The sequence below is a fragment of the Marinomonas sp. THO17 genome (assembly GCF_040436405.1).
In the GTDB taxonomy this organism is placed as follows: Bacteria; Pseudomonadota; Gammaproteobacteria; order Pseudomonadales; family Marinomonadaceae; genus Marinomonas.
Window position 1 is genome coordinate 562501 of the sequence record NZ_AP031575.1, and the last position, 25279, is coordinate 587779.

Here is a 25279-nt window from a genome sequence, read left to right on the forward strand (position 1 = left end):
GCACCAAATCCGCCGGACCAGAACCGTCTAGGACAAAATGCGCATGACGTGTTGCTGCACAGTTTGGAATCATGGCAACAGGCAAAGAGGCCGCATGGGTTGGATAATCCATGATTTTTACATCAAGAACGGTTGTAAGACCACCCAGACCTTGAGCGCCTATACCTAGATTATTGACCGCATCAAAGATAGCCAAACGTAATTCTTCAACACGATTTTGTGGGCCACGCTCTCTTAGCTCATGAATATCAATTGGCTCCATCAGAGATTCTTTTGCCATCACCATGGCTTTTTCCGCGGTTCCACCAATACCTATGCCCAACATGCCTGGCGGACACCAACCCGCACCCATAGTTGGAACGGTTTTCTTTACCCATTCAACAATGTCATCAGACGGATTCAACATCGCCAATTTGGATTTATTCTCAGAACCGCCACCTTTCGCAGCCACATGAACTTCAACTGTATCACCAGGCACCACTTCCATATGAATAACAGCAGGAGTGTTATCTTTCGTGTTTTTACGAGCACCAGCAGGGTCATCAAGAATAGATGCTCGAAGCACATTGTCAGGATGGAGATAGGCACGACGCACACCTTCGTTAATCATATCCGCTACACTTTTAGTGCTTTGCCACTGGACATTCATACCAACTTTAACAAAAACCGTCACAATGCCAGTATCCTGACAAATAGGACGCTTACCTTCAGCACACATACGAGAATTAATTAGGATTTGCGCCATAGCATCTTTTGCCGCTTGACTCTCTTCGCGTTCGTAAGCCTCATGAACCGCATTAACAAAATCTAACGGATGGTAATAAGAGATAAATTGCAGCGCATCCGCAACGCTATCAATCAAATCATCTTCTTTAATAATGCTCATGCTTCTCTCCTGCTGAGTATTATGAATGAATCAAAGATCGAAATGGTAAAAGATGCTGATCAGCAAAGAAAGGCTTAGGCAGGGATTTAACAAGATATACCCCTTATTATTATGGTGAATAAGGGGTATTTAGTAAGAATGATTTTTATTTGAGCTTCTTTTCCTGAGTAGCGCTTGGTTTTTGCACAGAATGTTGAATGTACTCTTCTAAAATAGTAGCGGTAAACTTCTCTCGCTCTGGTAGAGAAACAATTCGCTCCGCCTCCCAGTTAATAAGACGAATAAAAACGGAATACTTCTTAATAAATTGGTAACCAATATCGCGAACACCCACTTCATTCGCTTCCATTAAATACAAGACTTGCTCAAGATTTTTTTGCGTCTCAAACTGACCACCTTCACTGGCCGCCACCAAAAGTCGTTGAATTTGCTGAATTGGATTTTCATTAACTTTAGAATCTTTCTTACCATGACCAGAAGTTAAAAATTTATCCAGCATTTCTTCAGTATAACTTTCTCTTGCCTGCACATCCGTAATTTGAGCAGATTCACGCTCCAACAAACGAATAAAAAGACTCTTATTTTTAATGTCAGAAAACTCAAGATCCTTTAAAGACAAGCCATTCTCTTCCATAATTTCAATAACATTTTCATAAGAACCGCTGGCCTCTTCGCCTGACGATACTGCCAACATAAGCTGACGACGCAATTCATGCATAATCTTCGCAGCACGATAATCCTCTTTGCGTTGCAGATGCTGCTGAAAAGCTTCTTTATTTTGTTCCAGTGCCTTACTAACGGAATCAAACCCTTGAATCGCTTCCTGCTCATCATGAAGACGATCCATGCGAATTTTATTACAGCTGGCCTCCCAAGCTTCATAGGATTTTGCTCGCGCCTGAAAGGCACGCTCTATGGCTTTCTCAAAACTCAATTCAATTCGAGCGCGCTCAGCACGTTCAACAATTTCTTCTTGCTCATGCTCGTGACGTTTTTGCTTTTTAAGCTGAAGGTTCTCCTGCGCGAGTGACAACTGAGTTTGCAAATCATCAATATCTGATTGCACCTTAGCTTCATCAAAATCCGCTAATTTTTCATACACCTTTGACCAATAAGCATCTTCAGCAAATGGCACACTCGGATCACTGGTTGAATATTGCGTTTTTAATGTTTCACCAAAATCTGATGACGCAGGACGAAAGGCTTGAGCTGCATCAATCACATTATCATTGGAATTATTATGTGAGACGGAGTCTGCATCATCAAAACCACTTTCAGACTTTTGCTCACTGTCAATAGAGTCTTTTGAAGTCATTGGTTCAATCACCTCTTCCTCAACATCTTGATCATGGTTAGATGTTTGTTCATCCATAATATCCTCATTACTGATGACAGCCTCTCGTTCAGCAACAGAATTCCTCTCAAGATCGTCTTTTTCAATTTCTTGATGAGTAGTTTCTGTCGGCTTTTGCTCCATTTCTGCCATATCATCTAAAATGGTTCGAACTGATTCATACGCACGATCCGGATCAACACTTGTGTTTTTTTCACTGAAACGACGCTTGTACACAGAATCAGCAGAAGATGTTTTTTTATGCACTGCATCCTTCGCATATTTTGGAGAACCACCTCCCCAACTTACACGGTATAACATAGCAGAGTCGCACAGTTGCAAAATAGGCAACTCACGCTGGGCAATAGAATATTGCCTGATCAGGGACTCCGCATGACGAAGAGCAAGATTGGACTCACTAGCGTTACTGGAAGTGGCAAGGTTCAACAGCTTCACCAACTTCTGTATGACTTTTTTTCTTCTGCGTGTACTCATAAAGCAAAATTCCAGTTAGGCAAGGTCACTTCAAAAATTCTAACAAGACAGCATTAACTAATAATACAGCTCTGCATCATCACTGGGTAATTGCAAATCATCACTTAGCAATACTTGTACCTTCTGCAAAATCTCAGCCAACTTTTCCTTAGAATATGGAACTGCAGGAAATTTCCCCCAAATAGGCTCAGGCCAGCAAGAATCCGTGTCATAACGCACAATATGATGAAGATGCAGTTGTGAAACTTGATTACCTAGGGCGGCAACATTTAATTTAGTAGCGGTAAAAGCATCGTGCAAAGTTTCCGCTAGGAGGCAACTTTCTGCCATTAATGTATGACGATCCTCCTCAACCAATTGATAGATTTCGGTTATGCCTTTGCGCCTTGGCACTAAAATAAACCAAGGAAATTGAGCGTCATTGATCAGCCTTAACTCACACAGAGAAAAATAGCCCACCAATACGGAATCTCGTTGCAGCACAGGATCTAACTGAAACATCTTTACATCTTCCTATTTACAAAAAAGCCAATCATAAGCACTATAGCACCCTATTTTTAAAAACACTCAGTGACTCGGAGCTTCCATGACTGATATGCAGTGTGTCATTAATGCACAAGCAAAATTAGCCGAATGCCCACGTTGGGATGAACGCACTCAAACCCTTTACTTTGTCGATATTGATTCCTTTGTACTATACGCCTACGACACACAATCTAAAAGCCTAAAGCAACGTAAATTCAACGAAGAAATTGGTTGCTTTTCGCTAACGCAAAATAATGGTTTTATCGCCGCCTTCCGTTCTGGGGTTTATACTTTTAAGGATTTTGACGCTGAACTGGAAACTTACTGGTTAGCTGACTATGACCAACAAACCACTCGCTTTAATGATGGCCGTTGTGATGTCAAAGGTCGTTTCTTAGCTGGTACCATGTATTCTCCAAAAGATGCTTTCAAAGGTGCATTACACCAATTCAGTAATGGACAACAAAAAATACTGGATCAAGCCGCTTGGACATCAAATGGCTTAGCTTTTTCCCCTGATAGCAGCATAATGTATTACTCAGACACACCAAATCATGTTGTTTACCAGTTCGATTACGATATCGAAACAGGGGAAGCCACCAATAAGCGTGAATTCATCCGTTTCCCTCATGGCAAGGGTCGCCCCGATGGAGCAGCAGTTGATGCCGAAGGAAACTATTGGTCAGCTTTATATCAAGGCCAAAGAGTGGTTAAAATCAGCCCAAATGGCGACATTCTAGGGGAATATCCTGTACCAGCACACTATCCTACTATGGTTGCTTTTGGCGGACCTGATATGACGACACTGTTTGTCAGCACTTGCCGAGCAGCACAAAGTGAAGAAGAACTGCAAAAATACCCACAAGCAGGGGGCATTTTTGCGCTACAAACGTCCGTCAAAGGGCAAGTTGAGCCACGCTTTGCTGGCTAATTTCAATTTTTTATCGATTATATAAAGAACATACATACTATGCGCGCAAGCAACTATTTATTCTCTACCTTACGTGATGCCCCAACCGATGCGGTTGTAACCAGCCACCAACTCATGGTACGTGCTGGTATGATTCGCCAGATTTCCAAAGGTCTTTATACTTGGCTTCCTACTGGCGTGAAAGTGTTTCGCAAAGTCGAAAGCATTGTCCGTGACGAGATGCAGAAAGCCGGTGCACTTGAAGTCATCATGCCTGGCGTACAGCCTGCTGAACTTTGGCAGGAGTCTGGCCGCTGGCAGAAATATGGGCCAGAACTATTACGCCTGAAAGATCGTCATGATCGCGACTATTGCGTTGGACCTACTCACGAAGAAGTCATTACTGAATTGGCGCGTAACGAATTAACCAGCTATAAGCAGTTGCCCATCAACTTTTTCCAAATTCAGACCAAATTCCGCGATGAAGTTCGTCCACGTTTTGGTGTTATGCGTTCACGGGAATTCAGCATGAAAGACGCTTACTCATTCCACGTTAACCCAGAATCCCTGAATGAAACCTATGATGTGATGCATCAAGCCTACTGCAACGTATTTGATCGCATCGGTTTAGATTATCGTCCTGTTCGTGCTGACACGGGTAGCATAGGGGGCGCTTACTCTCATGAATTCCACGTTCTCGCTGATTCTGGGGAAGACGACATTGCGTTCAGCGATAGCTCAGACTTTGCTGCTAATGTTGAGCTAGCAGAAGCCATCTGTCTGAAAGAAAAAGCCGATCCTGCCAGCGAATCACTGGAAGAAGTTTTCACTCCTGACTGCAAAACCATACAAAAAGTGGCTGATTTTTTAAATCTGGATGTGACCAAAACGGTTAAAACCATGCTAGTCAAAGGCATTGATGAAAAAGAGCAAGAAACCATAGTGGCGCTTGTCCTTCGCGGTGATCACAATATAAATGAGCTAAAAGTGGAAAAACTGGATGGCATTGTGTCGCCTTTTGAATTTGCCAGTGAAGCCGACATTATTAAGCAGATCGGCTGTACGCCGGGTTCTATCGGACCAAAAGGTTTAAAAGAAAAAGGCATTCGCATCATTGCGGATCGCTCTGCAGCTGTGATGTCTGATTTCTGTGCCGGAGCCAATAAAGACGACTACCACTTTACTGGCATCAATTGGGAGCGCGATTGCCCTGAATTTGAAGTTGCCGATTTGCGTAATGTGGTAGAAGGAGATCCTTCTCCCGATGGGCAAGGCACTATTGTGATCAAGCGCGGCATTGAAGTGGGCCATATTTTCCAACTCGGACAACAATATGCTCAAGCTCTTAACGCCAGCGTTCTTGATGAAAACGGCAAAGCACAAATTATGCACATGGGTTGTTACGGCATCGGGGTATCTCGTATCGTTGCTGCCGCCATTGAGCAGAACTTTGATGAAAAAGGCATTTTGTGGCCTGAAAGCATCGCCCCGTTTGATGTGGCTATTGTGGCAATGAATTACGACAAATCAGAAGCCGTACGCGAAGCCTGCGAGACACTTTATCAAGAGCTAACAACCAAAGGCTTAGATGTATTACTGGATGACCGCAAAGAACGCCCCGGCGTTAAATTTGCAGATTGCGAGTTACTCGGTATCCCCCATCGCTTTGTTGTTGGTGATAAAGGTTTGGCAAACAATACACTAGAGTACAAAAATCGTGCTCAAGGTGAAAACCAAGACATCGCCCTAGATCAAGCTTGCGACTTCATACTGTCCATAAAGAAATAACCAAAGCAACGCCATTCTTTTGAGTGGCGTTTTTCTTTCAAACAGATTAAGTGATACAAATATGACCACTATTTACCACAATCCACGCTGCTCTAAATCCAGACAAACCTTGGCACTTTTAGAGGAAAAAGGCATTCAAACTCAAGTAAGACTCTATCAAAAAGACTTATTAAGCAAAAAAGAGCTTGATCAGCTTATCATTCAGCTTGGCATTCAACCACTTGACCTTATGCGCACCAAAGAAGCGGCATACAAAGAACTTGGCTTAAACAAAGACAGTTCAGATGAAGAGCGCATTCAAGCTATGCTGGACAACCCAAGCTTGATTGAGCGTCCTATTGTTGTTCATAACGGCAAAGCCAAATTAGGCAGACCACCAGAGAATGTACTGGAACTTTTCTCATGAATGCCAGCACAATGCCTTATGTTCTAATTCTATTTTACAGTCGCCATGGCTCCATCGCAGAAATGGCCAAACACATTGCCCGCGGCGTGAATAAAGTGTCTGGAATTGAAGCCAAGATACGTCAAGTAGCAAACGTATCCAGCAACACTGAAACCAGCGAGCCAGCAATTCCCGAACAAGGTGCACCTTATTGCACTTTGGATGAGTTAAGCGATTGTGCTGGTTTAGCGTTAGGTTCGCCATCCTACTTTGGCAGTATGGCAGCACCACTCAAGCACTTCATTGATCAAACGTCGACCTTGTGGATGACGGGACAATTAATAGACAAGCCAGCCTGTGGCTTCACGAGCGCCAGCACCATGCATGGTGGTCAAGAACAATGCTTATACAGCATGATGACGCCACTTATTCACCATGGCATGATTTGGCTTGGCCTCCCCTACAAAAACAAAGAACTGATCAGTACCACCGGTGGCGGAACACCCTATGGCGCGAGCCATTTAGCCAGCAGCACACAAGAAAACTCTCTCACCAAGGAAGAACAAGCTTTGTGTGAGGCGCAAGGTGAACGCATTGCAAGAATGGCGCTAAAGCTAGTCTAACCAACACAAACCTCCCACAATTGAAAAATAGTCACAAAAAAGCGCCAATCATTTATATGAATGGCGCTTTTTTATTGGACAGATATGTAATTAATGACGAGGCAAGTCTATCCCTTCAAACAGCTGCTCTACTTCCAGACGATTTGGCGCCTCCATTGCGGCAACCACTAGATCTTTGGTCAAATGTGGCGCAAAAGACTCAATAAACTTGTACATGTAACCACGAATGAAGGTGTTGCTGCGAATGCCTATCTTAGTACAACTGTCAGCAAATAAATGCGATGCATCAAGGGCAACCAGATCCGCGTCCAACACCTCATCGTAGGCCATTGAAGCCACGATACCAACGCCTAAACCAAGTCGCACATAGGTTTTAATGACATCGGAATCCGCCGCAGTAAAAACGACGTTCGGCTCTAACTCAGCTTGCTGGAAGGCTTTATCCAGTTGGGAACGCCCGGTAAAACCAAATACGTAAGTCACAATAGGATATTCCGCTAGGGCTTCTAGTGTCAGCTCACTCAAACCAGCCAAGGGGTGATTTTTTGGCACTACGACAGAACGATTCCAAGTATAACAAGGTAGCATCACTAGATTGCCAAATAATTCCAACGCCTCGGTTGCAATCGCAAAATCCACTACACCATCATTGGCCATTTCAGCAATTTGCATTGGCGTCCCTTGATGCATGTGCAAACTCACTTCAGGATAACCATCAATAAACTGATTAATGACTTTAGGTAATGCATATCTTGCTTGTGTGTGTGTGGTCGCTATGTCTAAAGAACCTTTACGCTCATCACTAAACTCATTCGCAACACGTTTGATATTTTGCGTTTGATTCAGCACCTCACCCGCCAAAGCGATGATTTTTTCACCCGCAGGCGTTATGTGTGTCAAATGTTTACCACTTCGAGCAAACACTTCGACACCCAACTCATCTTCCAATAAGCGAATTTGTTTACTGACACCAGGTTGAGAGGTATAAAGGCTTTGAGCAGTAGCCGACACATTCAAGTCATGACGCGCCACTTCCCATATATATCTAAGCTGCTGTAACTTCATCGACTACCTTATTCTAAAAAGAGTTAAAAACATAAGAAAATATTACTTTATAGAATAGTGAAAAACCTCTAATGTTGCCAGCTAAATCAAATTAACATGGCGTTTCAATGGAATTTATCTGGTTCATTTTTGCAGGTGCAGTAGTTGGCTTAGCCGTTGGTATAACGGGTGTTGGTGGTGGCTCATTAATGACACCTCTGTTGTTATTATTTGGTTTCCCGCCCCACATCGCAGTCGGAACAGATTTACTTTATGCTGGTATAGCGAAAAGTACCGGTGTTGCCATGCATGCAAAACGCGGCAATGTAAATTGGCGCATTGTTATTGCTATGGCTGCGGGAAGCCTACCTGCCTCTATCATCACAGTTTTTTTGTTATCTCAATTTGAAAAGCCAGACCATTACCAAGACATCTTAACAACCACTTTAGGATTGATGCTAACACTCACCGCAATCGTTGTATTGTTTCGCAAAAAATTGATTCAAACTTTCAATCTCAGCCTTAACCATGATCAAAGTACCAAGTTAATATTTGTCTGTGGTTTTATATTAGGCATCCTGGTCACATTGACTTCTGTCGGAGCTGGCGCACTTGGCACAGCCATTATGATGATCTTATTTCCTTTGATGCGCGCCAAAAATATTGTCGGTACAGACTTAGCGCATGCGGTACCACTTACTTTAGTCGCAGGTATTGGTCATATATTTCTTGGCAATGTCGATTACTTGTTGCTAATGGCACTCTTAATGGGATCCATTCCTAGCATCTATTTAGGCACACGAATTGCCAGTCATGTTCCCAATAATGTGCTGCAACCTATATTAGCCAGCGCACTTCTTTCATTTGGCGTAAAATATCTGTTTTTTTAATAAGAAAATGCTCTGAAAAAGGTTCATTCAAAATAAAAAAAAGTATATGGTTGTCCGCCATAATTAAAATGCAGCAAGCAGGAATCCCCCGCAATGAGTAACAAGCGTCTTGAAGACCTAAATATCGCCTCTTTTCATTCTTTGGTTACCCCAGTTGAATTAAAAAAAGAGTTGCCTATCAGTGAAGCCATCAGCAACCATGTTGCTGAGTCTCGCGATACCATCAAAAACATCATGGATGGAAAAGATCACCGTCTAGCAATTGTCATTGGCCCTTGCTCTATCCATGATCCAGAAGCCGCTTTAGATTATGCAAAACGCTTAAAAGCGCTTTCCGAAAAACTAGACGACACCCTATATATCATTATGCGCGCGTATTTTGAAAAGCCTAGAACCACTGTGGGCTGGAAAGGCTTAATTAATGATCCTAACCTAGACGGTACTTTTGATATCGACAAAGGCATTCGCATTGGTCGCAAATTGCTGATAGATCTTGCTGAATTAAGTCTACCTTTAGCGACAGAAGCCCTCGATCCAATCTCACCTCAATATATTCAAGATTTGATTAGTTGGTCAGCTATTGGGGCTCGTACCACGGAGTCACAAACCCACCGCGAAATGGCTTCGGGTTTATCGGGTCCAGTAGGGTTTAAAAACGGTACTGATGGCAGTATGACGGTAGCGGTGAATGCCATGCAATCTGTATCGCACGGTCACTCTTTCTTAGGTATTAACGAAAACGGCCAAGTTAGCATTGTAAATACCAAAGGTAATGCTTACGGACATTTAGTACTTCGTGGTGGCAATGGTCAGCCTAACTATGACGCCAAAAATGTTGCCATGAGCGAAGCAGCGTTAAGCAAAGCTAAGCTAAAACACAATATCATGGTGGATTGCTCACACGAGAATTCCAATAAGCAACCTGAACGTCAGGTCAAGGTAATGGAAGACGCCACTCAGCAAATTTTGACTGGTAACCAGTCCATTATGGGTCTGATGATAGAAAGCAATATTGGCTGGGGCAACCAAAAAGTACCTGCTGACATAAGCCAACTAGAATACGGTGTTTCTATCACTGACGCTTGCATCGATTGGCAAACCACAGAAGAAGCATTAACCACTATGGCCACCGCCTTACGTGATGTGTTGCCAAAACGTCAACGCCAATAAAGCGAAACTAAACTTTGGTCATAAAAACGCGAACATCAGTTCGCGTTTTTTATGTAAACCAGAATAATCCAGTTACATAAATGCGTTTTCTGTCACCGTATGGTCAGTTGCGTCTTTTACTGCTTTCAAGCCTGGCACTTTTTCGATCAAAGTTTTCTCAACCCCCTCTTTCAGAGTCAAGTCTACTGCACTACAACCTTGGCAGCCGCCACCAAATTTTAGAATAGCGACTTCACCATCCACTACTTCTAATAAACTCACTTCACCACCGTGAGCTGCCAGACCTGGATTAATTTCAGAATACAGAACGTAATTAATTTGATCTTCAATTGGGCTATCCGCTGTGACTTTTGGCATTTTTGCATTCGGCGCCTTAATGGTTAATTGGCCACCCATTTTCTCAGTTGCATAATCAATAAATGCTTCATCTAAGAAATTCACCGAATTTTTTTCTACATAAACTTTTAGTTTAGGTAGATTCAAAATTTCATCAGTAGGATTTACTTCATCAGGGCGACAATAAGCCAAGCAGGTTTCAGCATAAGGCGTACCAGGCTGTTGGATAAAAATACGTACAGCCATACCTTCTACGCCTTGTTTCTCAAGCAAAGAAGCCAAATATTCTTGAGCGGCATCAGTAATAATAATGTTCATATACAACCTTAAAAACTGGGTTACGATTAATAAGCTATATATTACCGCAGATAGGAGATAATGCCAAAGACCTAGTAAAAAACTAAGGTATTTTTCCTTGATTTATTGAGAGCCTTTCTCATTAGAAATATTCAAATAAGCCTTATTAGCAAAAACCCTAAAGATATAGATAAATATTCATTTTTCGAATAAAGAGTTTTTGCTAGTATCACGATACTTAAAATTTGTTAATCACGGTTCAATTCAATATGTATCAATACGACGCCATTGACCAACAGCTTGTTGAAGAGCGTGTTGCCCAATTTCGCGACCAAACACGTCGCTATTTAAATAAAGAGTTAAGCGAGCAAGAATTCCTGCCATTACGCTTACAAAATGGTCTTTACGTACAGCGTTATGCTCCTATGTTACGTATTGCTATCCCATACGGTATGTTGTCTAGTGTTCAGCTACGCAAACTGGCTGACATCAGTCGTCGTTATGACAAAGCATACGGCCACTTTAGCACTCGTCAGAATCTTCAACTAAACTGGCCAAAACTGGAAGATGTACCAGACATTCTTGCCGAACTGGCCGAAGTAGAAATGCACGCTGTACAAACCAGTGGTAACTGTATTCGTAACACCACCACAGACCAATACGCTGGTGTTATTTCTGATGAAGTAGTTGACCCTCGCCCATACTGCGAACTGATTCGTCAGTGGTCTACCTTCCACCCAGAGTTTGCTTTTCTACCTCGCAAATTCAAAATTGCTGTCAATGCTACTGAGTCCGCTGACCGTGCAGCCACTCAAGTACATGACATTGGTTTGCATATTAAGAAAAATGACGCAGGTGAAATTGGTTTTAAAGTTATTGTGGGTGGCGGCTTGGGACGTACCCCCATGGTTGGCGTAACCATCAGTGAATTTATTCCTCGTGAAGATTTACTCACTTATCTTGATGCTATTATCCGCGTTTATAATCAACAAGGCCGCCGTGACAACAAATACAAGGCGCGCATCAAAATTCTGGTAAAAGCACTTGGTATTGAAGAATTCCGTCGCCGTGTTGATGCCGAATGGGCTCACCTACGTGGAAAAGAAAGCACAGTACCGATGAGCGAATTTGATCGTTTGGCGTCTTTCTTTACTGAGCCGGCTTACGAATCTCTTGATAATCAACCTGTCGAGTTAAGCAATAAGATTGCAGAAAGCGCTGGCTTTGCTCGCTGGTACGAGCGAAATACATTCGAGCATAAGAAAGCTGGTTATCGCATTGTTACTCTCACTTTGAAAAAAGCCGGCCAAGCACCAGGCGATGCAACGGCTGAGCAAATGATCAAAGCCGCCGATCTTGCTGATCGTTTCAGCTTCGGTGAATTACGCGTCAGTCATGAGCAAAACCTAGTTTTGGCAGATGTTCGTCAAGACCAATTGGTTGAACTTTGGGAAGCAGCAAAAGAAGCTGGTTTCGCAACCCCAACCCTAGGTCTACTGACAGATATGATTTGCTGTCCTGGTGGTGATTTCTGCGCCTTGGCCAATGCGAAGTCCATTCCAATTGCCGCTCAAATCCAAGAAACTTTTGATGACCTGGATTACCTGTACGATCTTGGCAACATAGATCTAAACATATCAGGCTGTATGAACGCCTGTGGCCATCACCACGTGGGCAACATTGGTATTTTGGGTGTCGATAAGAAAGGCGAAGAGTTTTACCAAGTATCCATTGGCGGCGCATCAGGTCATGACGCTAGCATTGGTAAAATCTTAGGCCCCTCTTTCGCACAAGAAGAAATCAGCGGCGTTATTCAGAAACTCATGCAGGTTTATCTTGATAATCGTTCATCAGAAGAGCGTTTTATTGATACCTTCCGTCGCATGGGGATCGCACCATTTAAGGAGGCTGCATATGCCAAAACTAATTAAAGACGGCATCATTACAGAAAGCCCATTTGAATGGCAGCAAGATGCAGAAGCAAGCAGCAATGCAAATAGTATTGTTGCCGCTCAAAAATGGTTATCTGAAAAAGATACTATTGGCAAAGTGGCCGGCATTTGGCTTGACGCAGGTGATGGTACTGAGATCCTCGAAGACATCAAGCTAGATCAATTTGCAGTGATTGGCGTCAATTTTCCAGCTTTTGCTGATGGTCGCGGTTTCAGTTATGCACGCCTGTTACGAGAACGCTTTAATTATCAAGGCGAAGTGCGAGCACTGGGTAGCTTCATCCCAGATCAACTTGGTTATCTATTACGCGTCGGCTTCAATAGCTTCCAATTTGGCGAAGAAGTGGATTTAGAAAAAGCCTTATTACTTCACAAACCTTTTTCTGTTGCTTACCAAGGTGATGTCGCGGACCCTCGACCTTTGTTTTTACGTCGCTAACGTATATTTACATGGTAATTTAGCCAGCAATCTATCCTTGCGATCAACTTCATTAACCAATTATCACATAAAAGGCCATTTCAATGGCCTTTTTCTATTGCGTCTTGCCTAAGTCATGATTATCGTTGTAAAAGATCGATTCATTGTGAAAGGAATACCACGTGACAAAGACGCACATCATCAGCCTATTATTAGGCAGTGTTTTATCAACTGCAGTACCTGCAGCTACTGTTTATGTTTCTGACATTCAATTCGTTGCTATTCGAGAAGGACAAGATAATAGCACCAGAGCCGTTGAACGTGGCATTAAAAGCGGTACCCCACTTGAAGTACTTGAACAAGCCAATGGCTACACTAAGGTTCTAACACCCAGTGGCAACGAAGGCTGGGTGGCGGATTACTACTTATCCGATGACATGGTGACACGCGATCAACTCAATGAATTGCAAAAACGCCTAACCAGCGCCATCAAACGCCGTAATGAAATCAGCGATGAATTACGCGCAAGCCAACAAAAAAATCAGACTCTGCTTTTCGCACAACAAAGTCTTGAGCAAGAAAATGCCTCCCTTAAACAGCAGTTGGAAGATGTACAAGCTTTAGCAGAAAAGGCCGAAATCATTGTTTCTCAAAATGATACCGTTAGTTACCAAATCGAAAGCCTGCAGCAACAGGCAAATATTGCTCAGAAAAACAGCTTAAAAATACATAACAACCATCAACAGAAATGGTTCATTATTGGCGCTGCCACCTTATTCGGCGGACTCCTTCTAGGCATATTGGCCCCCCTATTACGTCGTAAAAAAATCGCTAACGCTAATTGGTAATTTGAGGAGCGAACATGCTGGAAGTGTCGATTGTCCACTCCTTTTTTCTGATTTTTGCTGGAGCGGCTGTCGTAGCTTCCATTGCTCTATATACAAGACAACCCATGATCATAGCCTACATTGCGTTAGGCATTTTATTTGGTCCATCCGCCCTTTCTCTCATTAACGAACCCAAGCTAATGGATGAAATGAGCCACATAGGCATTATTTTCTTGCTCTTCCTATTGGGTTTGGACATGCAGCCTAGCCATTTACTCAATATGCTTAAAAAAGCCTCTTGGGTAGCTTTACTGAGTTCCGCCATTTTTGCTGGACTGGGTTATCTGGTATCCATTTCTTTCGGTTACAGTCAAATGGAAAGCTTGATTATTGGTGTGGCAATGATGTTTTCCAGCACCATTGTTTGTATCAAGTTACTGCCCACCACAGTACTTCACCACAAACATACTGGTGAATTGGTCGTTGGCTTATTGTTATTACAAGACATTATCGCCATTGCCGTTTTACTCGTGCTATACAGCAGTTCTGGAACAGCGGAAAATAGCCTAATGCAATACCTAAAGCCGCTACTCGGTTTACCCTTATTAATCGCCGCCTCATTTGTGTTTGTGAAATACATTCTACTGAAACTCATCACGCGTTTTGATCGCTTTCATGAATACATTTTTCTAGTATCGATTGGCTGGTGTTTATCCCTAGCCGTACTGGCAGAAACTGCTGGCTTATCAGCAGAAATGGGGGCTTTCATCGCTGGCGTAAGCTTAGCAACCAGCCCAATTTCACAGTACATTGCCACTCATCTCAAACCATTACGTGATTTCTTTTTGATCTTGTTTTTCTTTTCCATTGGCGCCAGCTTTAATTTGGACCTACTAAAAGCGGTCATTTTACCTGCACTTGTCTTGGCGATTGGTGCCATCTTGGTCAAACCAGTGGTGTTTCGCTATCTACTACAGGGCATAAAAGAAGAAACCAGTACAGCGTGGGAAGCGGGTTTTCGCCTTGGTCAAGTAAGCGAGTTTTCGCTACTGATTGCTTACTTAGCGGCAAGCATTGGCTTTTTGGGTCAAGAGGCCTCTCATGTTATTCAAGCAACCGCCATTTTGAGTTTTGCCTTATCTACCTATGTGGTCATATTAAACTACCCGTCTCCTATCGCCATCTCAGATAAATTGCGCAAAGATTAATCGCAAAGCCTTATTCTATAAGGCTTTTATACATTGAAACTGGTATTTATGAATTGCTTCTGGCTCACCCCTTTCTTTAATCCCATAAAATATAATAGAATAGCGCGAAATATATGGCCCTCCATGAGAAGTCCTGTATAATAACGCGCAAATTTCGTCCTCACTTATTTAGAGTAATGTAATGGCTGACTTATCAAAATACAGAAATATCGGTATTTTTGCCCACGTTGATGCGGGTAAAACAACCACAACTGAACGTATTCTTAAACTAACTGGTAAAATCCATAAAACTGGTGAAGTTCATGATGGCGAATCTACTACTGACTTCATGGAACAGGAAGCAGAACGAGGTATTACCATTCAGTCTGCTGCCGTCACTTGTGAGTGGAAACAGCACCGCCTAAACGTTATCGACACACCTGGACACGTTGATTTCACAGTTGAAGTATACCGTTCGCTTAAAGTACTAGACGGTGGTATCGGTGTATTCTGTGGTTCTGGTGGTGTTGAGCCTCAGTCAGAAACGAACTGGCGTTACGCTAACGAATCAGAAGTTGCTCGTGTTATTTTCGTCAACAAGCTAGACCGTCTAGGTGCTAACTTCTATCGTGTGGTAGAGCAAGTTAAGAAAGTACTAGGTGCTAACCCACTTGTTATGACGCTTCCTATCGGTGAAGAAGACGAATTTGTTGGTGTTGTAGACGTTCTTTCTAAGAAAGCTTTCGTTTGGGATGATACTGGTCTTCCTGAAAACTACAGCATCGAAGACGTTCCTGCTGACATGGTAGACAAAGTTGAAGAATACCATGAAGCTTTGATCGAAACGGCTCTTGAGCAAGATGAAGATTTGTTGATGGCTTACCTTGAAGATGGTGAAGTTCCAGCTATCGAAGACATCAAGCGTTGTATCCGTAAAGGTACTCGTGACCTTGCATTCTTCCCAACTTACTGTGGTTCTGCCTTTAAAAACAAAGGTGTTCAGCTTGTACTTGATGCGGTTGTAGATTACCTACCTAACCCAACTGAAGTTGACCCACAAGAATTGACTGACGAAGAAGGCAACCCAACTGGTGAAGTGGCAACCGTTAGTGCAGACGAGCCACTAAAAGCATTGGCATTCAAAATCATGGATGACCGTTTTGGTGCACTTACCTTCGTTCGTATTTACTCTGGTCGTATTCAGAAAGGTGACACTATCCTTAACTCTGCGACTGGCAAAACTGAACGTATTGGTCGCATGGTTGAGATGCAAGCTGACGACCGTAACGAGATCTCTTCAGCGCAAGCTGGTGACATCATCGCCATCGTTGGTATGAAGAACGTACAAACAGGTCACACTCTTTGTGATCCTAAAAACCCTTGCACACTTGAGGCAATGGTTTTCCCAGAGCCAGTAATCTCTATCGCTGTTCAGCCAAAAGACAAAGGCGGTAACGAGAAAATGGGTATCGCAATCGGTAAAATGGTTGCAGAAGATCCATCTTTCCAAGTGGAAACAGACCAAGATTCTGGCGAAACTATCTTGAAAGGTATGGGTGAACTTCACCTAGATATCAAAGTAGATATCTTGAAGCGTACTTACGGCGTAGATCTAATCGTTGGCCAACCTCAAGTTGCTTACCGCGAAACCATTACGCAAGAAATCGAAGATACTTACACGCACAAGAAACAATCTGGTGGTTCTGGTCAGTTCGGTAAGATCGACTACCGTATCAAACCAGGTGAGCCTAACTCTGGCTTCACATTCAGCTCAAGCGTTGTGGGTGGTAACGTTCCTAAGGAATTCTTCCCTGCTGTTGAGAAAGGCTTTAAGTCTATGATGGAGCAAGGTGTTCTAGCTGGTTACCCAGTTCTGGACGTTGAAGTTGAGTTGTTCGACGGTGGTTACCACGCAGTTGACTCCTCTGCTGTAGCCTTCGAAATCGCTGCTAAGGGCGCTTTCCGCCAATCTATGCCTAAAGCGGGTGCACAACTTCTTGAGCCTATCATGAAAGTTGACGTATTCACTCCAGATGACAACGTTGGTGATGTAATTGGTGACTTAAACCGTCGTCGCGGCATGATCAAAGACCAAGAAGCTGGCCTAACTGGTGTACGCATTAAAGGTGAAGTACCACTATCTGAAATGTTCGGATACATTGGTCACCTACGTACTATTACTTCTGGTCGTGGTCAGTTTTCTATGGAATTTGCGCACTATGCACCATGCCCTGCAAACGTTGCTGAAACTGTCATCGCTGCAGCCAAAGAGAAAAACGAAAAAGCTTAATTCATAGCTTATTTGTTAATGATTCCAAAAAACCGATGCTTGCATCGGTTTTTTTGTATCTGCAATTTGGATTTGAGACAGAAACATAAAGCATAAAAAAACCGGCAATGCCGGTTTTTATTTTACTTACGTTAAACTAAGCACATCATAGGGAATGACGTCATCAGCCATTAAAATGGCACAGGATACTCTTTGAACACCGCCATAACGTCTTGCAGGGCTTTTTCTGATAATTCAAGATCAAAGGCAGACATATCTTCTTTGAGCTGTGCTAATGACGTTGCCCCTATAATGGTTGATGTCACACCGTCCACTTGATCGCACCAGGCCAATGCCAACTGAGCCGCTGTCATGCCATGGGCTTTTGCCACTTCCACATAAGCCGAAACCGCTTTATCCACCATTGGCGTATCACGGAATAAACCATTACGCTGCGCATAACTCCAACGACTGCCTGCTGGACGAGCCCCTCCTAAATACTTACCTGTTAATGCTCCCGCTGCTAATGGCGACCAAGGTAAATAAGCCACATCTTGGTGTACACAATTTTCAATCAAATACGGCCAATCTTTAGCATGCAATAAACTAAATTCATTTTGTATCGATGCCACTCGTGGCAGATTGTGTTTTTCACTTAAACGCAAGTATTCATTAATTCCCCAAGTGGTATCGTCAGACAAACCAAAATGACGAATTTTACCTGCTTTTACACAAGCCTCTATACCTTGCAAAATATCCAACATTTGATTGGAATGATCTTCACCATTTACATCTGTAAAGCGGAAATTATTAGGGAAATGCTTACCAAAATGAGGAGAGGTACGATTAGGCCAGTGCAATTGATACAGGTCGATATAATCCGTTTGTAGACGTTTCAGAGAATCCTCTACCGCGATAATGACAGACTTACCGGTAATGGGGCAACCATCACGAACATAGCCTAAACCTGGACCGGCAATTTTTGTCGCCAAGACAAAGTCATCGCGACGGGATGGATTACGAGATAACCAGTCACCAATAATGGTTTCTGTTTTACCATAGGATTTAGGTGTTGGCGGTACAGAATACATTTCCGCCGTATCCATAAAGTTAACACCATGTTCTAAGGCATATTCAATTTGCTCATCAGCATCCGCTTGAGTGTTTTGCGTTCCCCATGTCATGGTCCCCAAACAAACGCGTGAAACCTCCAAGCCGGTTCGGCCTAATGGCACATATTTCATTATTCACATCCTTCTTATTAAAAAAAGAAAAATTCAATGTAAACAGAAATCGTCCCACTACACCAGTTTTATCAATGAAAACAATGAGGACTTGCGACTCTCCTCACTAAAAATGGCTAGCCCCTTCATCAGACTCTAACAAAGATTCATAGCGTTGATCTGTCAAGGTCTTCAAGAAAGCGACGATGGCGTCTACTCTTTGATCCGGTAATGCTGGTCCTTTTTCAAGTTCCTCAAAATCAATATTCGCCGTCACTTCTGGGTCACCCCAAGGTTTATTCGTTTCGGGATTAATGGTGCGTTTAGGGTTATTGTACTTATCGTAAAACAAAACGACGGTGCGCAAATCTTTGAATACCCCATTGTGCATATAAGGACCAGTAACAGCCACATTACGTAAACTCGGCACTTTAAACTTACCCGCCTGTTTTTCATCATGAATATCAGGATTATCCAGTAACCCCTTATCCACTGTTCCTGTATGCGTATACAAGGCTGGATTCACTGGAACACCTATATTGCGATACTCATAATTGGTAAAGGTTTCCTGAGGATTCAGAGGCGAAGTGTGTAACTGATGACAAGCATTACAATTAGTAAACTGTTGTGAGAAAAACAGGGTCTTACCCAGTTCTTCTTGTGGTGTCAGCTTTATTTCACCGCGCAATGCCCTATCGTATCTCGAATCAAAAGGCATAAAGAGTTTCGTTTTCTCAAAGCTTGCGATGGCATCCGCTATGGCATTGTAGCCCGCTTCTGTATCATCCAATACCCCATCGCTATATAGGCTATTAAAACGTTCAATATAAGAAGGATTCTCTTTAACGCGCTCGACAACCGCAGCACTATCCGATAACGCCATTTCAAGAGGATTAATGAATGGCCCTTGTGCTTGTTCAACTAACCCTGAAGCACGTCCATCCAAGAATTGACCGCCACGGTATTCGCCATTGGCCATCTGATGAAACGCAGGCGAAAAAGCAGCATAACCAGCTGTTGGAGCATTACGCCCCCCCATAGACAGCCCATCACTGCCCAACGAGACAGCACCATCCAAGGCGTCTGTTCGCTTATCAACAAAAGCGGTAGCAATTGCGTGACAGGTACCACAGGACTGATTGCGCTCTTTTGAAAGATTAGTATCAAAAAACAGCTGTGAACCTAGTAAGGCTTTGGGGTCAGTTGAAGCCACAGGTAACTCGTTAGCAGCTTGGTGCTGCTGTGACGTTGCCGCCACATCCAATTTAGATGACTCGTTACAAGCCGTTAATAAAAATACCGCGATTAAACCCAACGAAAGACGTAACATGAAAAACTACTCAAGACTCAGTTGAAAATTTGCAGAGCATAATACACCCTTAAAAAAAACCAGTAAAACAATGACAATCATTATTACTAAATTTCTCTGTAAAAAACTCAAAAACACGATTTATATCAAGTTATGAGATATCAATGAAATATTTCTGTGCAGCTTATTAAGTATCACAAACCAAGTTACTGATTAATAGCATAAAAATGCTCCTAATCAGTGCTTCGTAAAGCTTAGATGCTCAATATTGAACGAAGTTTTAAGTTTCTGTTTTTATTAATTTTTTACAACTTACTTACATGATTATTCCCATTTATCTGGGGAAAACTTTTGCACCAGTTGCAAGCATGAGTGACCCCATCTGAATTTATCATTAAGTTTCATTGACAGCGTACTCTGATGCCAAACGACTAACCCCTAAACCACTTTGCTTGGTGAGTTTTATTTGCACTGGAATCCGCTCCTTCAAAGCGCTGATGTGGCTAATGATACCTATGGTTTTACCCGATGAATGCAGATTATCTAAAGCATCTAGAGCCGACTCTAAGGTTTCACTGTCCAAAGTGCCAAAGCCTTCATCTAAGAAAAGTGAGTCAATACTGGTTTTGTGAGAAACCAAATCGGACAAAGCCAAGGCCAAAGCCAAACTGACTAAGAAAGACTCACCTCCAGACAAGGTTTTGGTGTCTCGTTTGGCATCCGCCTGCCAAGTATCAAGTACTTCAAGAGACAATGTGTCTTCCTCACGGCGCTTTAATTGATAACGACGATGCAATACCAGCAAATGCTGGTTAGCCAAATACACTAAATGATCCAATGTTAGACTCTGCGCAAAACGTCTAAACTTAGCGCCATCCGCCGAACCGATCACATAATTAAGACGCTCTAGATGAATAAAATCCGCACGTTTTTTATCTAGCTCATCAAGCAAACTGGCGACTTGCTCAGTGCGCTTTGCTTCTTGTTTCAGTTGTTCAGTTACCACGCCCCATTCGCGATGCATGGCTTGTTGTTGTGACTGTAAATCATCTCGCTTTACTCTCAATGCATCGAGATTCAGCGCTAATAAGGATGGATCAGCAAGATCTTTTTGCAATGCTTGATGTTGTTGCACACTTTGCTGAGCCTGATCGAATAAGGTTTGCTGTTGTGCCAATTGAGTCTGTAAGGCTTTATCCCTTTCTTGCCATTGTTCGAGTTGCTCAGGTGAAACGCGAGCGTTTTGCCAACTTTGCTCATCAGTGAAACCTACTTTATTAAGACTGGATAGCCACTTAGGCAGCAAAACTTGTTCACTTTGCTGCTGTTTTTCAATGTTAGTTTGAAGAGACTTAAGCTCAGTATTCAGGGCCAATAAGGCATCTTGTAACCTCTGCCATTCGACTTGCTGAGTTTGTTGTTCCAACTCAGCATTCGCCAATTTCTCCTTCTTCGCTTGTTGCAATGAATCGATCGTCTCTTCCCCTAGTAACTCAAATAAGGAAGCACGCAAGTGAGCAAGCTCTTGTTCTAATTCCTTATACTTATCATGGGCTTTTTTAAGATGAATTTGGCTTTCTTCTGAATCGGATTTCAGCTTACTTTGCTCAAATTGTTCCTGATTTCGTGCTTGAATAAGCTGATCCTGTGTGGCTTTGGCCTCTTTCCAACTGACGACATCCTGCTGTAAACGAGTTAATACTTGATCCATAGGTTGATCAAGCTTAGCCTTTGACACCCCAGCTTGCTGCATTGCAGACTGCAAAGCTTGTTCAGACTGAGTAATGTTATTCAATAGATGGTTTTGTTGTGCCTGCTCAGTTTCCAAGGCTTGCTTGGCTAACTGAAGATGCGATTCTAACTCAGCCAAACGCGCTGCATAATTTTGTTGTTGCTCTTGTAAAGCTTGCAATGCTTTTTCGAGTTCTACGACGCGCTTGTGTTGCTGTAGAACCTTTGGCTGTATTTGCTCAAGGTTGAGCCAAGCTTGAATATAAGTCTCAACCTGCTGTTGATTAATGGCCACATCAAGCTCTTGATTTGGGTTATTTTCGACAAAATGGGCTGACAAGCCTAAGCTCGATAATAGGGACAAGACTTGCAGCTTTCTTTGTTCTTGCTGGTCTTGCAAACTTGCTAGTTGTTGACCAAGTAACGCCACCTCTTTAGCTAACAGCTTTTCATCTGCCGCTAAATTCAGGCCTTGCTGTTTCATTGCTTCTAAAGACTGATTCAAGCTGATCAACTGCTGCTGATGACCTGAATCTTGTTGATACAAGGCTTGATGCAACTCATGCTGCGGTGAACCGCATAATGGGCAAGCTTGGCCTTCATGCAATTGCTCACGAAGGGCGGTTAACGCAATAATATGACGCTCCGCTTCCACCAATTGCTCCAGACTTTTCTGATGGGCCGCTTGTTCCTTATAGATTTGGCGAGCCTCTACTAGCTGTTGCTTTATGTTGGTTATTTGAGAATTTAACTGTTGGACTCTCTTGTCTAGCTGAGTTTGCTCAAGGGCATTAGCATGATAATCCTCTAGTAATTGTTCTATTTGTCGAGCTATTTGCGCCTGTCTTTCTGTTTGCAGAGCTTGATCCGACCAAGTTTGCCAATCTTGTCCTCCAGTTAACTGATGAAAATCCTGTAAAGCCTCGGTATAACTCTGCTGTTTGCTTTGCCAAGCATTGGCTGACGTTTCACCCTGCGCCACATGGTCTTTTTGCTGACCAAGTGCATCCTCATAAACTTGCTGCTTTTGTTGAACTGTCGATCTAGATTGCGCCAACAATTGTTGATTGGCTGACAAGCTATCTAATTGATGTAACCAACTGGCTAATTCCGCTTCAACCTTCTCCATGCTTTGGTATTGATCAAGCTTTTGTTGGTTTTGCTCAAGGGAAGCGCAAATTTTAGCTAAATCAGCGTCTCGTTTAGTGGCTTCATTTACAAGCGATTGATGCTTTTGCTGAGCTTGCTCAACAATAACTTTTTGTTCTTCAAGCTGGCGAGACAACCCCTGTTCTTGCAAAACCAAAGGCTGAATTTGCTGTTGAATTTTTTGCTGCACTTGTTCAGCTTCTTGTTGGCAAGCTGCCAATTGCGCTTTGCTGCTCTCAAGTCGCTTACTGACCTCTTGCTGTGTGTCGAGCCTTTGTTGTTTATTTTTTTCCAGTGCTCGCCGCTCTTCTTGCGACTGGGACAAAGCATCACGAACCTCCACCAGCTTGGTAAAATCAGATTCAATACTTTGCGCTTTTTGTGACAATTCCATTGCATCTTTCTGATCAGCAAAAGACGACTGAGAAGCCTGCGCCTCTACTAAGGCTTGCTTTGCCTTTTGCTCTTGCTGTTCAAGCTCCAGTTGCTTTTTCCGCCACTCAAAAGCCGTTTGATGAAGTGTCACTTGTTGAGTAAACCTTGTGTCTTGTTCTGCAAACTGAGCTTCTTTTTGCTTTAACGCTTGCAGATCCTCAGCTGACATCAAAGTGGTTTGTTGACTGGCCAGCTCCAAGGCTGAAATGGCTTGTTTTTCTTGCTTATGCTTATCAAACACCCATTTCGATACTTGACCATAAATTTCCGTACCCGTGAGCTCTTCCAGTAATTCGGCACGTTCATTGGCTCTGGCATTCAAGAATGCTGAAAAGCCACCTTGAGCCAACAACATGGATTTAGTGAAACGTGCAAAATCCAACCCGGTTAACTCAGCAATCTTATCGATTTTATCGTTTATCTTGGTGGTGATGATGTTGCCATCAATCTCACTCAGCTCACACGTCATAGGTTGAAGCTTGCCATCACTGACATTACGCGCTCGTCTTTGTGACCAAAAAGCACGATACCCCTTACCCTTTACTTCAAATTCCACTTCCGCCAAACATTCTGCCGTATGCCGGGTCATAATGTCATTTTGACTCGGCGAGACTTTTAATCTTGGTGTTTCATGATACAAAGCCAAACAAATGGCATCCAATAAGGTAGATTTCCCCGCCCCGGTTGGACCAACAATGGCAAACACACCCGCTTCATCGAATGGACTTTTGCGAAAATCAATTTGCCATTCTCCTTTTAGAGAATTGAGATTCTTGAGTCGTAACTTACAAATCTTCATTCGACGGTATCCTTTTCTACCTTGTCATCACCTTCTGTTTGTTCATTCATTTCTTCAAGACATTGCTGAAAGAGTTGTGACAAGGCACTTTTTTCTTCATCTTTTAACTCTAGACTGGCGGCAACACTGCGATCAAAAACCTCTTCAACCGATAATTCAGATAAGGTTTGTCGTTCAGTAAAGGTCACTGAGATTTCACCTTGTGTTCTCTTACGCATTACCCTTAATAACTCAATAGGCTTTGCTTCCACTGCTTCCATTAATTGCTTGTGCAGGTCGCTTAAATAGTCATCTGCCACCACGGACACTTCAAGCCAAATGGTTTTGCCTTCTTCACAAGAAAGGTATTCAATCTGTGTTAATAAGCTTTGTAGATCACCTTGCAAACTCACCATAGGTTGAAAACTAGGTACTTTTTTTAGCAACACAGGGTCTTCTTGCTCAGCAAATAGGTCATCCATAACCTGCTTATCTTTAGACAATAGATTGGTATCAATAATCACCACGGATTTTTCACGACCCAGCTCATCAAAACTGAGTGCGATGGGCGAACCGGAATAACGAAAGCAACCATTATTTCCTATGGCTTGTGGTCGATGAATATGGCCAAGTGCCAAATAATCAAAAGGAGGGAAAACGGATGTCGGCAAGGTATCCAAGGTGCCCACATACAGGTCGCGAACCGATTCACTGAGCTGGCTACCAAAAGCGGTAAGATGGCCCGTTCCTATAATAGGCAATGGCTGCTTTCTCTCAGCATTACGCTTACTTGCTAACTGATAAAGGCGGAGATAAAAGTCTTTAATTTGCTCTAACAAATCTTCTTTCTTATCTTGTTCTGACTGACCAGATTGGCTTTGCACTATGTCTTTTGGACGCAAATATGGCACAGCACACAGCCAAGCGGCCTCCTTACCTTGACGGTTTTTAAGGGGCACGATATGAGATTCTATATCCGATAAATCCGCTTGGGAAATGACTTGCACATCCAGATAAGCTAACAAGCTCTTTGATTCATTGAGCATACTCACAGAATCATGATTACCCGCTATCACCACTAACTGACATGCTCTGGCACGCATTTCCAAGACCAATTGATGGTACATTTCACGAGCGTAACTTGGCGGTGAACCGGTATCAAACACATCCCCCGCGATAATCACGGCCTCTATCGACTCTTGCTCTACCACTGTCAACAGCCATTCAATGAATGCCTTATGTTCTTCGCGACGGGTTTTGCCCATGAAATGCTGCCCCAGATGCCAATCTGAGGTGTGTAAAATCTTCATAATCTTACC

At 42.9% G+C, this 25279-nt stretch carries 20 protein-coding genes (1 of these 20 cut by a window edge); 11 read left to right on the forward strand and 9 right to left on the reverse strand.

Annotated elements, in window-relative coordinates:
- The 3 genes from ABXS85_RS02665 to ABXS85_RS02675 form a co-directional block, all read right to left on the reverse strand.
- On the reverse strand, positions 1-886 hold the 5' portion of the coding sequence (locus ABXS85_RS02665; RefSeq protein ID WP_353668502.1) for a fumarate hydratase. The gene continues 632 nt to the left of window position 1, outside the view; only the first 886 of its 1518 coding nucleotides appear in the window; its start codon is at positions 884-886; its stop codon lies off the left edge, out of view.
- A 145-nt stretch (positions 887-1031) separates the two neighbouring features.
- Positions 1032-2714: a DUF2786 domain-containing protein gene (locus tag ABXS85_RS02670; RefSeq protein ID WP_353668503.1), complete on the reverse strand. Its 1683-nt coding sequence runs from the start codon at positions 2712-2714 to the stop codon at positions 1032-1034.
- A gap of 57 nt (positions 2715-2771) precedes the next feature.
- Positions 2772-3215, reverse strand: a complete 444-nt coding sequence (locus tag ABXS85_RS02675; RefSeq protein WP_353668504.1) for an HIT domain-containing protein — start codon at positions 3213-3215, stop codon at positions 2772-2774.
- An 85-nt stretch (positions 3216-3300) separates the two neighbouring features.
- Between ABXS85_RS02675 and ABXS85_RS02680 the strand changes: the two genes are divergently transcribed.
- The 4 genes from ABXS85_RS02680 to wrbA all read left to right on the forward strand — a co-directional run bounded on the left by ABXS85_RS02680 (position 3301) and on the right by wrbA (position 6945).
- On the forward strand, positions 3301-4170 hold the full coding sequence (locus ABXS85_RS02680) for an SMP-30/gluconolactonase/LRE family protein (protein WP_353668505.1): 870 nt from the start codon (positions 3301-3303) through the stop codon (positions 4168-4170).
- Between the two features lie 39 nt (positions 4171-4209).
- Positions 4210-5937, forward strand: a complete 1728-nt coding sequence (locus ABXS85_RS02685) for a proline--tRNA ligase (RefSeq protein WP_353668506.1) — start codon at positions 4210-4212, stop codon at positions 5935-5937.
- 61 nt (positions 5938-5998) lie between these two features.
- Positions 5999-6343, forward strand: a complete 345-nt coding sequence (arsC, locus tag ABXS85_RS02690) for an arsenate reductase (glutaredoxin) (protein WP_353668507.1) — start codon at positions 5999-6001, stop codon at positions 6341-6343.
- The gene (gene wrbA, locus ABXS85_RS02695; protein ID WP_353668508.1) at positions 6340-6945 is read left to right on the forward strand and encodes an NAD(P)H:quinone oxidoreductase; all 606 of its coding nucleotides are present in this window, start codon (positions 6340-6342) and stop codon (positions 6943-6945) included. Before arsC ends, wrbA begins: the two co-directional genes overlap by 4 nt.
- A 90-nt stretch (positions 6946-7035) precedes the next feature.
- Here the strand turns inward: wrbA and cysB are convergent, their stop codons facing one another.
- Positions 7036-8010, reverse strand: coding sequence for an HTH-type transcriptional regulator CysB (gene cysB / locus ABXS85_RS02700; protein WP_353668509.1), 975 nt, complete (start codon positions 8008-8010; stop codon positions 7036-7038).
- A 107-nt stretch (positions 8011-8117) separates the two neighbouring features.
- Here cysB and ABXS85_RS02705 point away from each other — a divergent pair, with 107 nt between their 5' ends.
- Together ABXS85_RS02705 and ABXS85_RS02710 are read left to right on the forward strand one after the other, a co-directional pair.
- A complete protein-coding gene (locus ABXS85_RS02705; RefSeq protein ID WP_353668510.1) occupies positions 8118-8879 on the forward strand; it encodes a sulfite exporter TauE/SafE family protein in 762 nt (253 codons plus the stop codon).
- Between the two features lie 93 nt (positions 8880-8972).
- On the forward strand, positions 8973-10049 hold the full coding sequence (locus ABXS85_RS02710) for a 3-deoxy-7-phosphoheptulonate synthase (RefSeq protein ID WP_353668511.1): 1077 nt from the start codon (positions 8973-8975) through the stop codon (positions 10047-10049).
- 72 nt (positions 10050-10121) lie between these two features.
- On the opposite strand, the gene nfuA is transcribed toward ABXS85_RS02710, so the two are convergent.
- The gene (gene nfuA / locus ABXS85_RS02715; RefSeq protein ID WP_353668512.1) at positions 10122-10703 is read right to left on the reverse strand and encodes a Fe-S biogenesis protein NfuA; all 582 of its coding nucleotides are present in this window, start codon (positions 10701-10703) and stop codon (positions 10122-10124) included.
- 248 nt (positions 10704-10951) lie between these two features.
- Between nfuA and ABXS85_RS02720 the strand changes: the two genes are divergently transcribed.
- The 5 genes from ABXS85_RS02720 (at position 10952) to fusA (ending at position 17356) form a co-directional block, all read left to right on the forward strand.
- The gene (locus ABXS85_RS02720; protein ID WP_353668513.1) at positions 10952-12613 is read left to right on the forward strand and encodes a nitrite/sulfite reductase; all 1662 of its coding nucleotides are present in this window, start codon (positions 10952-10954) and stop codon (positions 12611-12613) included.
- Positions 12597-13073 carry a DUF934 domain-containing protein gene (locus ABXS85_RS02725; RefSeq protein ID WP_353668514.1) on the forward strand — a complete coding sequence of 159 codons (477 nt, stop codon included), beginning with the start codon at positions 12597-12599 and terminating at the stop codon, positions 13071-13073. Before ABXS85_RS02720 ends, ABXS85_RS02725 begins: the two co-directional genes overlap by 17 nt.
- Before the next feature lie 161 nt (positions 13074-13234).
- The gene (locus ABXS85_RS02730; RefSeq protein WP_353668515.1) at positions 13235-13900 is read left to right on the forward strand and encodes a TIGR04211 family SH3 domain-containing protein; all 666 of its coding nucleotides are present in this window, start codon (positions 13235-13237) and stop codon (positions 13898-13900) included.
- 14 nt (positions 13901-13914) lie between these two features.
- Positions 13915-15087: a cation:proton antiporter gene (locus tag ABXS85_RS02735; RefSeq protein ID WP_353668516.1), complete on the forward strand. Its 1173-nt coding sequence runs from the start codon at positions 13915-13917 to the stop codon at positions 15085-15087.
- A 181-nt stretch (positions 15088-15268) separates the two neighbouring features.
- Positions 15269-17356 carry an elongation factor G gene (gene fusA, locus ABXS85_RS02740; protein ID WP_353668517.1) on the forward strand — a complete coding sequence of 696 codons (2088 nt, stop codon included), beginning with the start codon at positions 15269-15271 and terminating at the stop codon, positions 17354-17356.
- Positions 17357-17526: 170 nt separating this feature from the next.
- Here fusA and ABXS85_RS02745 read toward each other — a convergent pair whose 3' ends face one another.
- The 4 genes from ABXS85_RS02745 to sbcD all read right to left on the reverse strand — a co-directional run bounded on the left by ABXS85_RS02745 (position 17527) and on the right by sbcD (position 25270).
- Positions 17527-18579 carry an aldo/keto reductase gene (locus ABXS85_RS02745; protein ID WP_353668518.1) on the reverse strand — a complete coding sequence of 351 codons (1053 nt, stop codon included), beginning with the start codon at positions 18577-18579 and terminating at the stop codon, positions 17527-17529.
- A gap of 106 nt (positions 18580-18685) precedes the next feature.
- On the reverse strand, positions 18686-19888 hold the full coding sequence (locus ABXS85_RS02750; protein ID WP_353668519.1) for a cytochrome c peroxidase: 1203 nt from the start codon (positions 19886-19888) through the stop codon (positions 18686-18688).
- 373 nt (positions 19889-20261) lie between these two features.
- Positions 20262-23981, reverse strand: a complete 3720-nt coding sequence (locus tag ABXS85_RS02755) for an AAA family ATPase (protein WP_353668520.1) — start codon at positions 23979-23981, stop codon at positions 20262-20264.
- Entirely contained in the window at positions 23978-25270 is a 1293-nt protein-coding gene (gene sbcD / locus ABXS85_RS02760) for an exonuclease subunit SbcD (RefSeq protein WP_353668521.1), read from the reverse strand. The genes ABXS85_RS02755 and sbcD overlap by 4 nt, the downstream gene beginning before the upstream one ends.
- Positions 25271-25279 lie beyond the last annotated feature (9 nt).

Coding starts and splice junctions, on each gene's coding strand:
- ABXS85_RS02670 (WP_353668503.1), bottom strand. CDS start 2,714: ATGAGTACACGCAGAAGAAAAAAAGTCATACAGAAGTTGGTGAAGCTG.
- ABXS85_RS02675 (WP_353668504.1), bottom strand. CDS start 3,215: ATGTTTCAGTTAGATCCTGTGCTGCAACGAGATTCCGTATTGGTGGGC.
- ABXS85_RS02680 (WP_353668505.1), top strand. CDS start 3,301: ATGACTGATATGCAGTGTGTCATTAATGCACAAGCAAAATTAGCCGAA.
- ABXS85_RS02685 (WP_353668506.1), top strand. CDS start 4,210: ATGCGCGCAAGCAACTATTTATTCTCTACCTTACGTGATGCCCCAACC.
- arsC (WP_353668507.1), top strand. CDS start 5,999: ATGACCACTATTTACCACAATCCACGCTGCTCTAAATCCAGACAAACC.
- wrbA (WP_353668508.1), top strand. CDS start 6,340: ATGAATGCCAGCACAATGCCTTATGTTCTAATTCTATTTTACAGTCGC.
- cysB (WP_353668509.1), bottom strand. CDS start 8,010: ATGAAGTTACAGCAGCTTAGATATATATGGGAAGTGGCGCGTCATGAC.
- ABXS85_RS02705 (WP_353668510.1), top strand. CDS start 8,118: ATGGAATTTATCTGGTTCATTTTTGCAGGTGCAGTAGTTGGCTTAGCC.
- ABXS85_RS02710 (WP_353668511.1), top strand. CDS start 8,973: ATGAGTAACAAGCGTCTTGAAGACCTAAATATCGCCTCTTTTCATTCT.
- nfuA (WP_353668512.1), bottom strand. CDS start 10,703: ATGAACATTATTATTACTGATGCCGCTCAAGAATATTTGGCTTCTTTG.
- ABXS85_RS02720 (WP_353668513.1), top strand. CDS start 10,952: ATGTATCAATACGACGCCATTGACCAACAGCTTGTTGAAGAGCGTGTT.
- ABXS85_RS02725 (WP_353668514.1), top strand. CDS start 12,597: ATGCCAAAACTAATTAAAGACGGCATCATTACAGAAAGCCCATTTGAA.
- ABXS85_RS02735 (WP_353668516.1), top strand. CDS start 13,915: ATGCTGGAAGTGTCGATTGTCCACTCCTTTTTTCTGATTTTTGCTGGA.
- fusA (WP_353668517.1), top strand. CDS start 15,269: ATGGCTGACTTATCAAAATACAGAAATATCGGTATTTTTGCCCACGTT.
- ABXS85_RS02745 (WP_353668518.1), bottom strand. CDS start 18,579: ATGAAATATGTGCCATTAGGCCGAACCGGCTTGGAGGTTTCACGCGTT.
- ABXS85_RS02750 (WP_353668519.1), bottom strand. CDS start 19,888: ATGTTACGTCTTTCGTTGGGTTTAATCGCGGTATTTTTATTAACGGCT.
- ABXS85_RS02755 (WP_353668520.1), bottom strand. CDS start 23,981: ATGAAGATTTGTAAGTTACGACTCAAGAATCTCAATTCTCTAAAAGGA.
- sbcD (WP_353668521.1), bottom strand. CDS start 25,270: ATGAAGATTTTACACACCTCAGATTGGCATCTGGGGCAGCATTTCATG.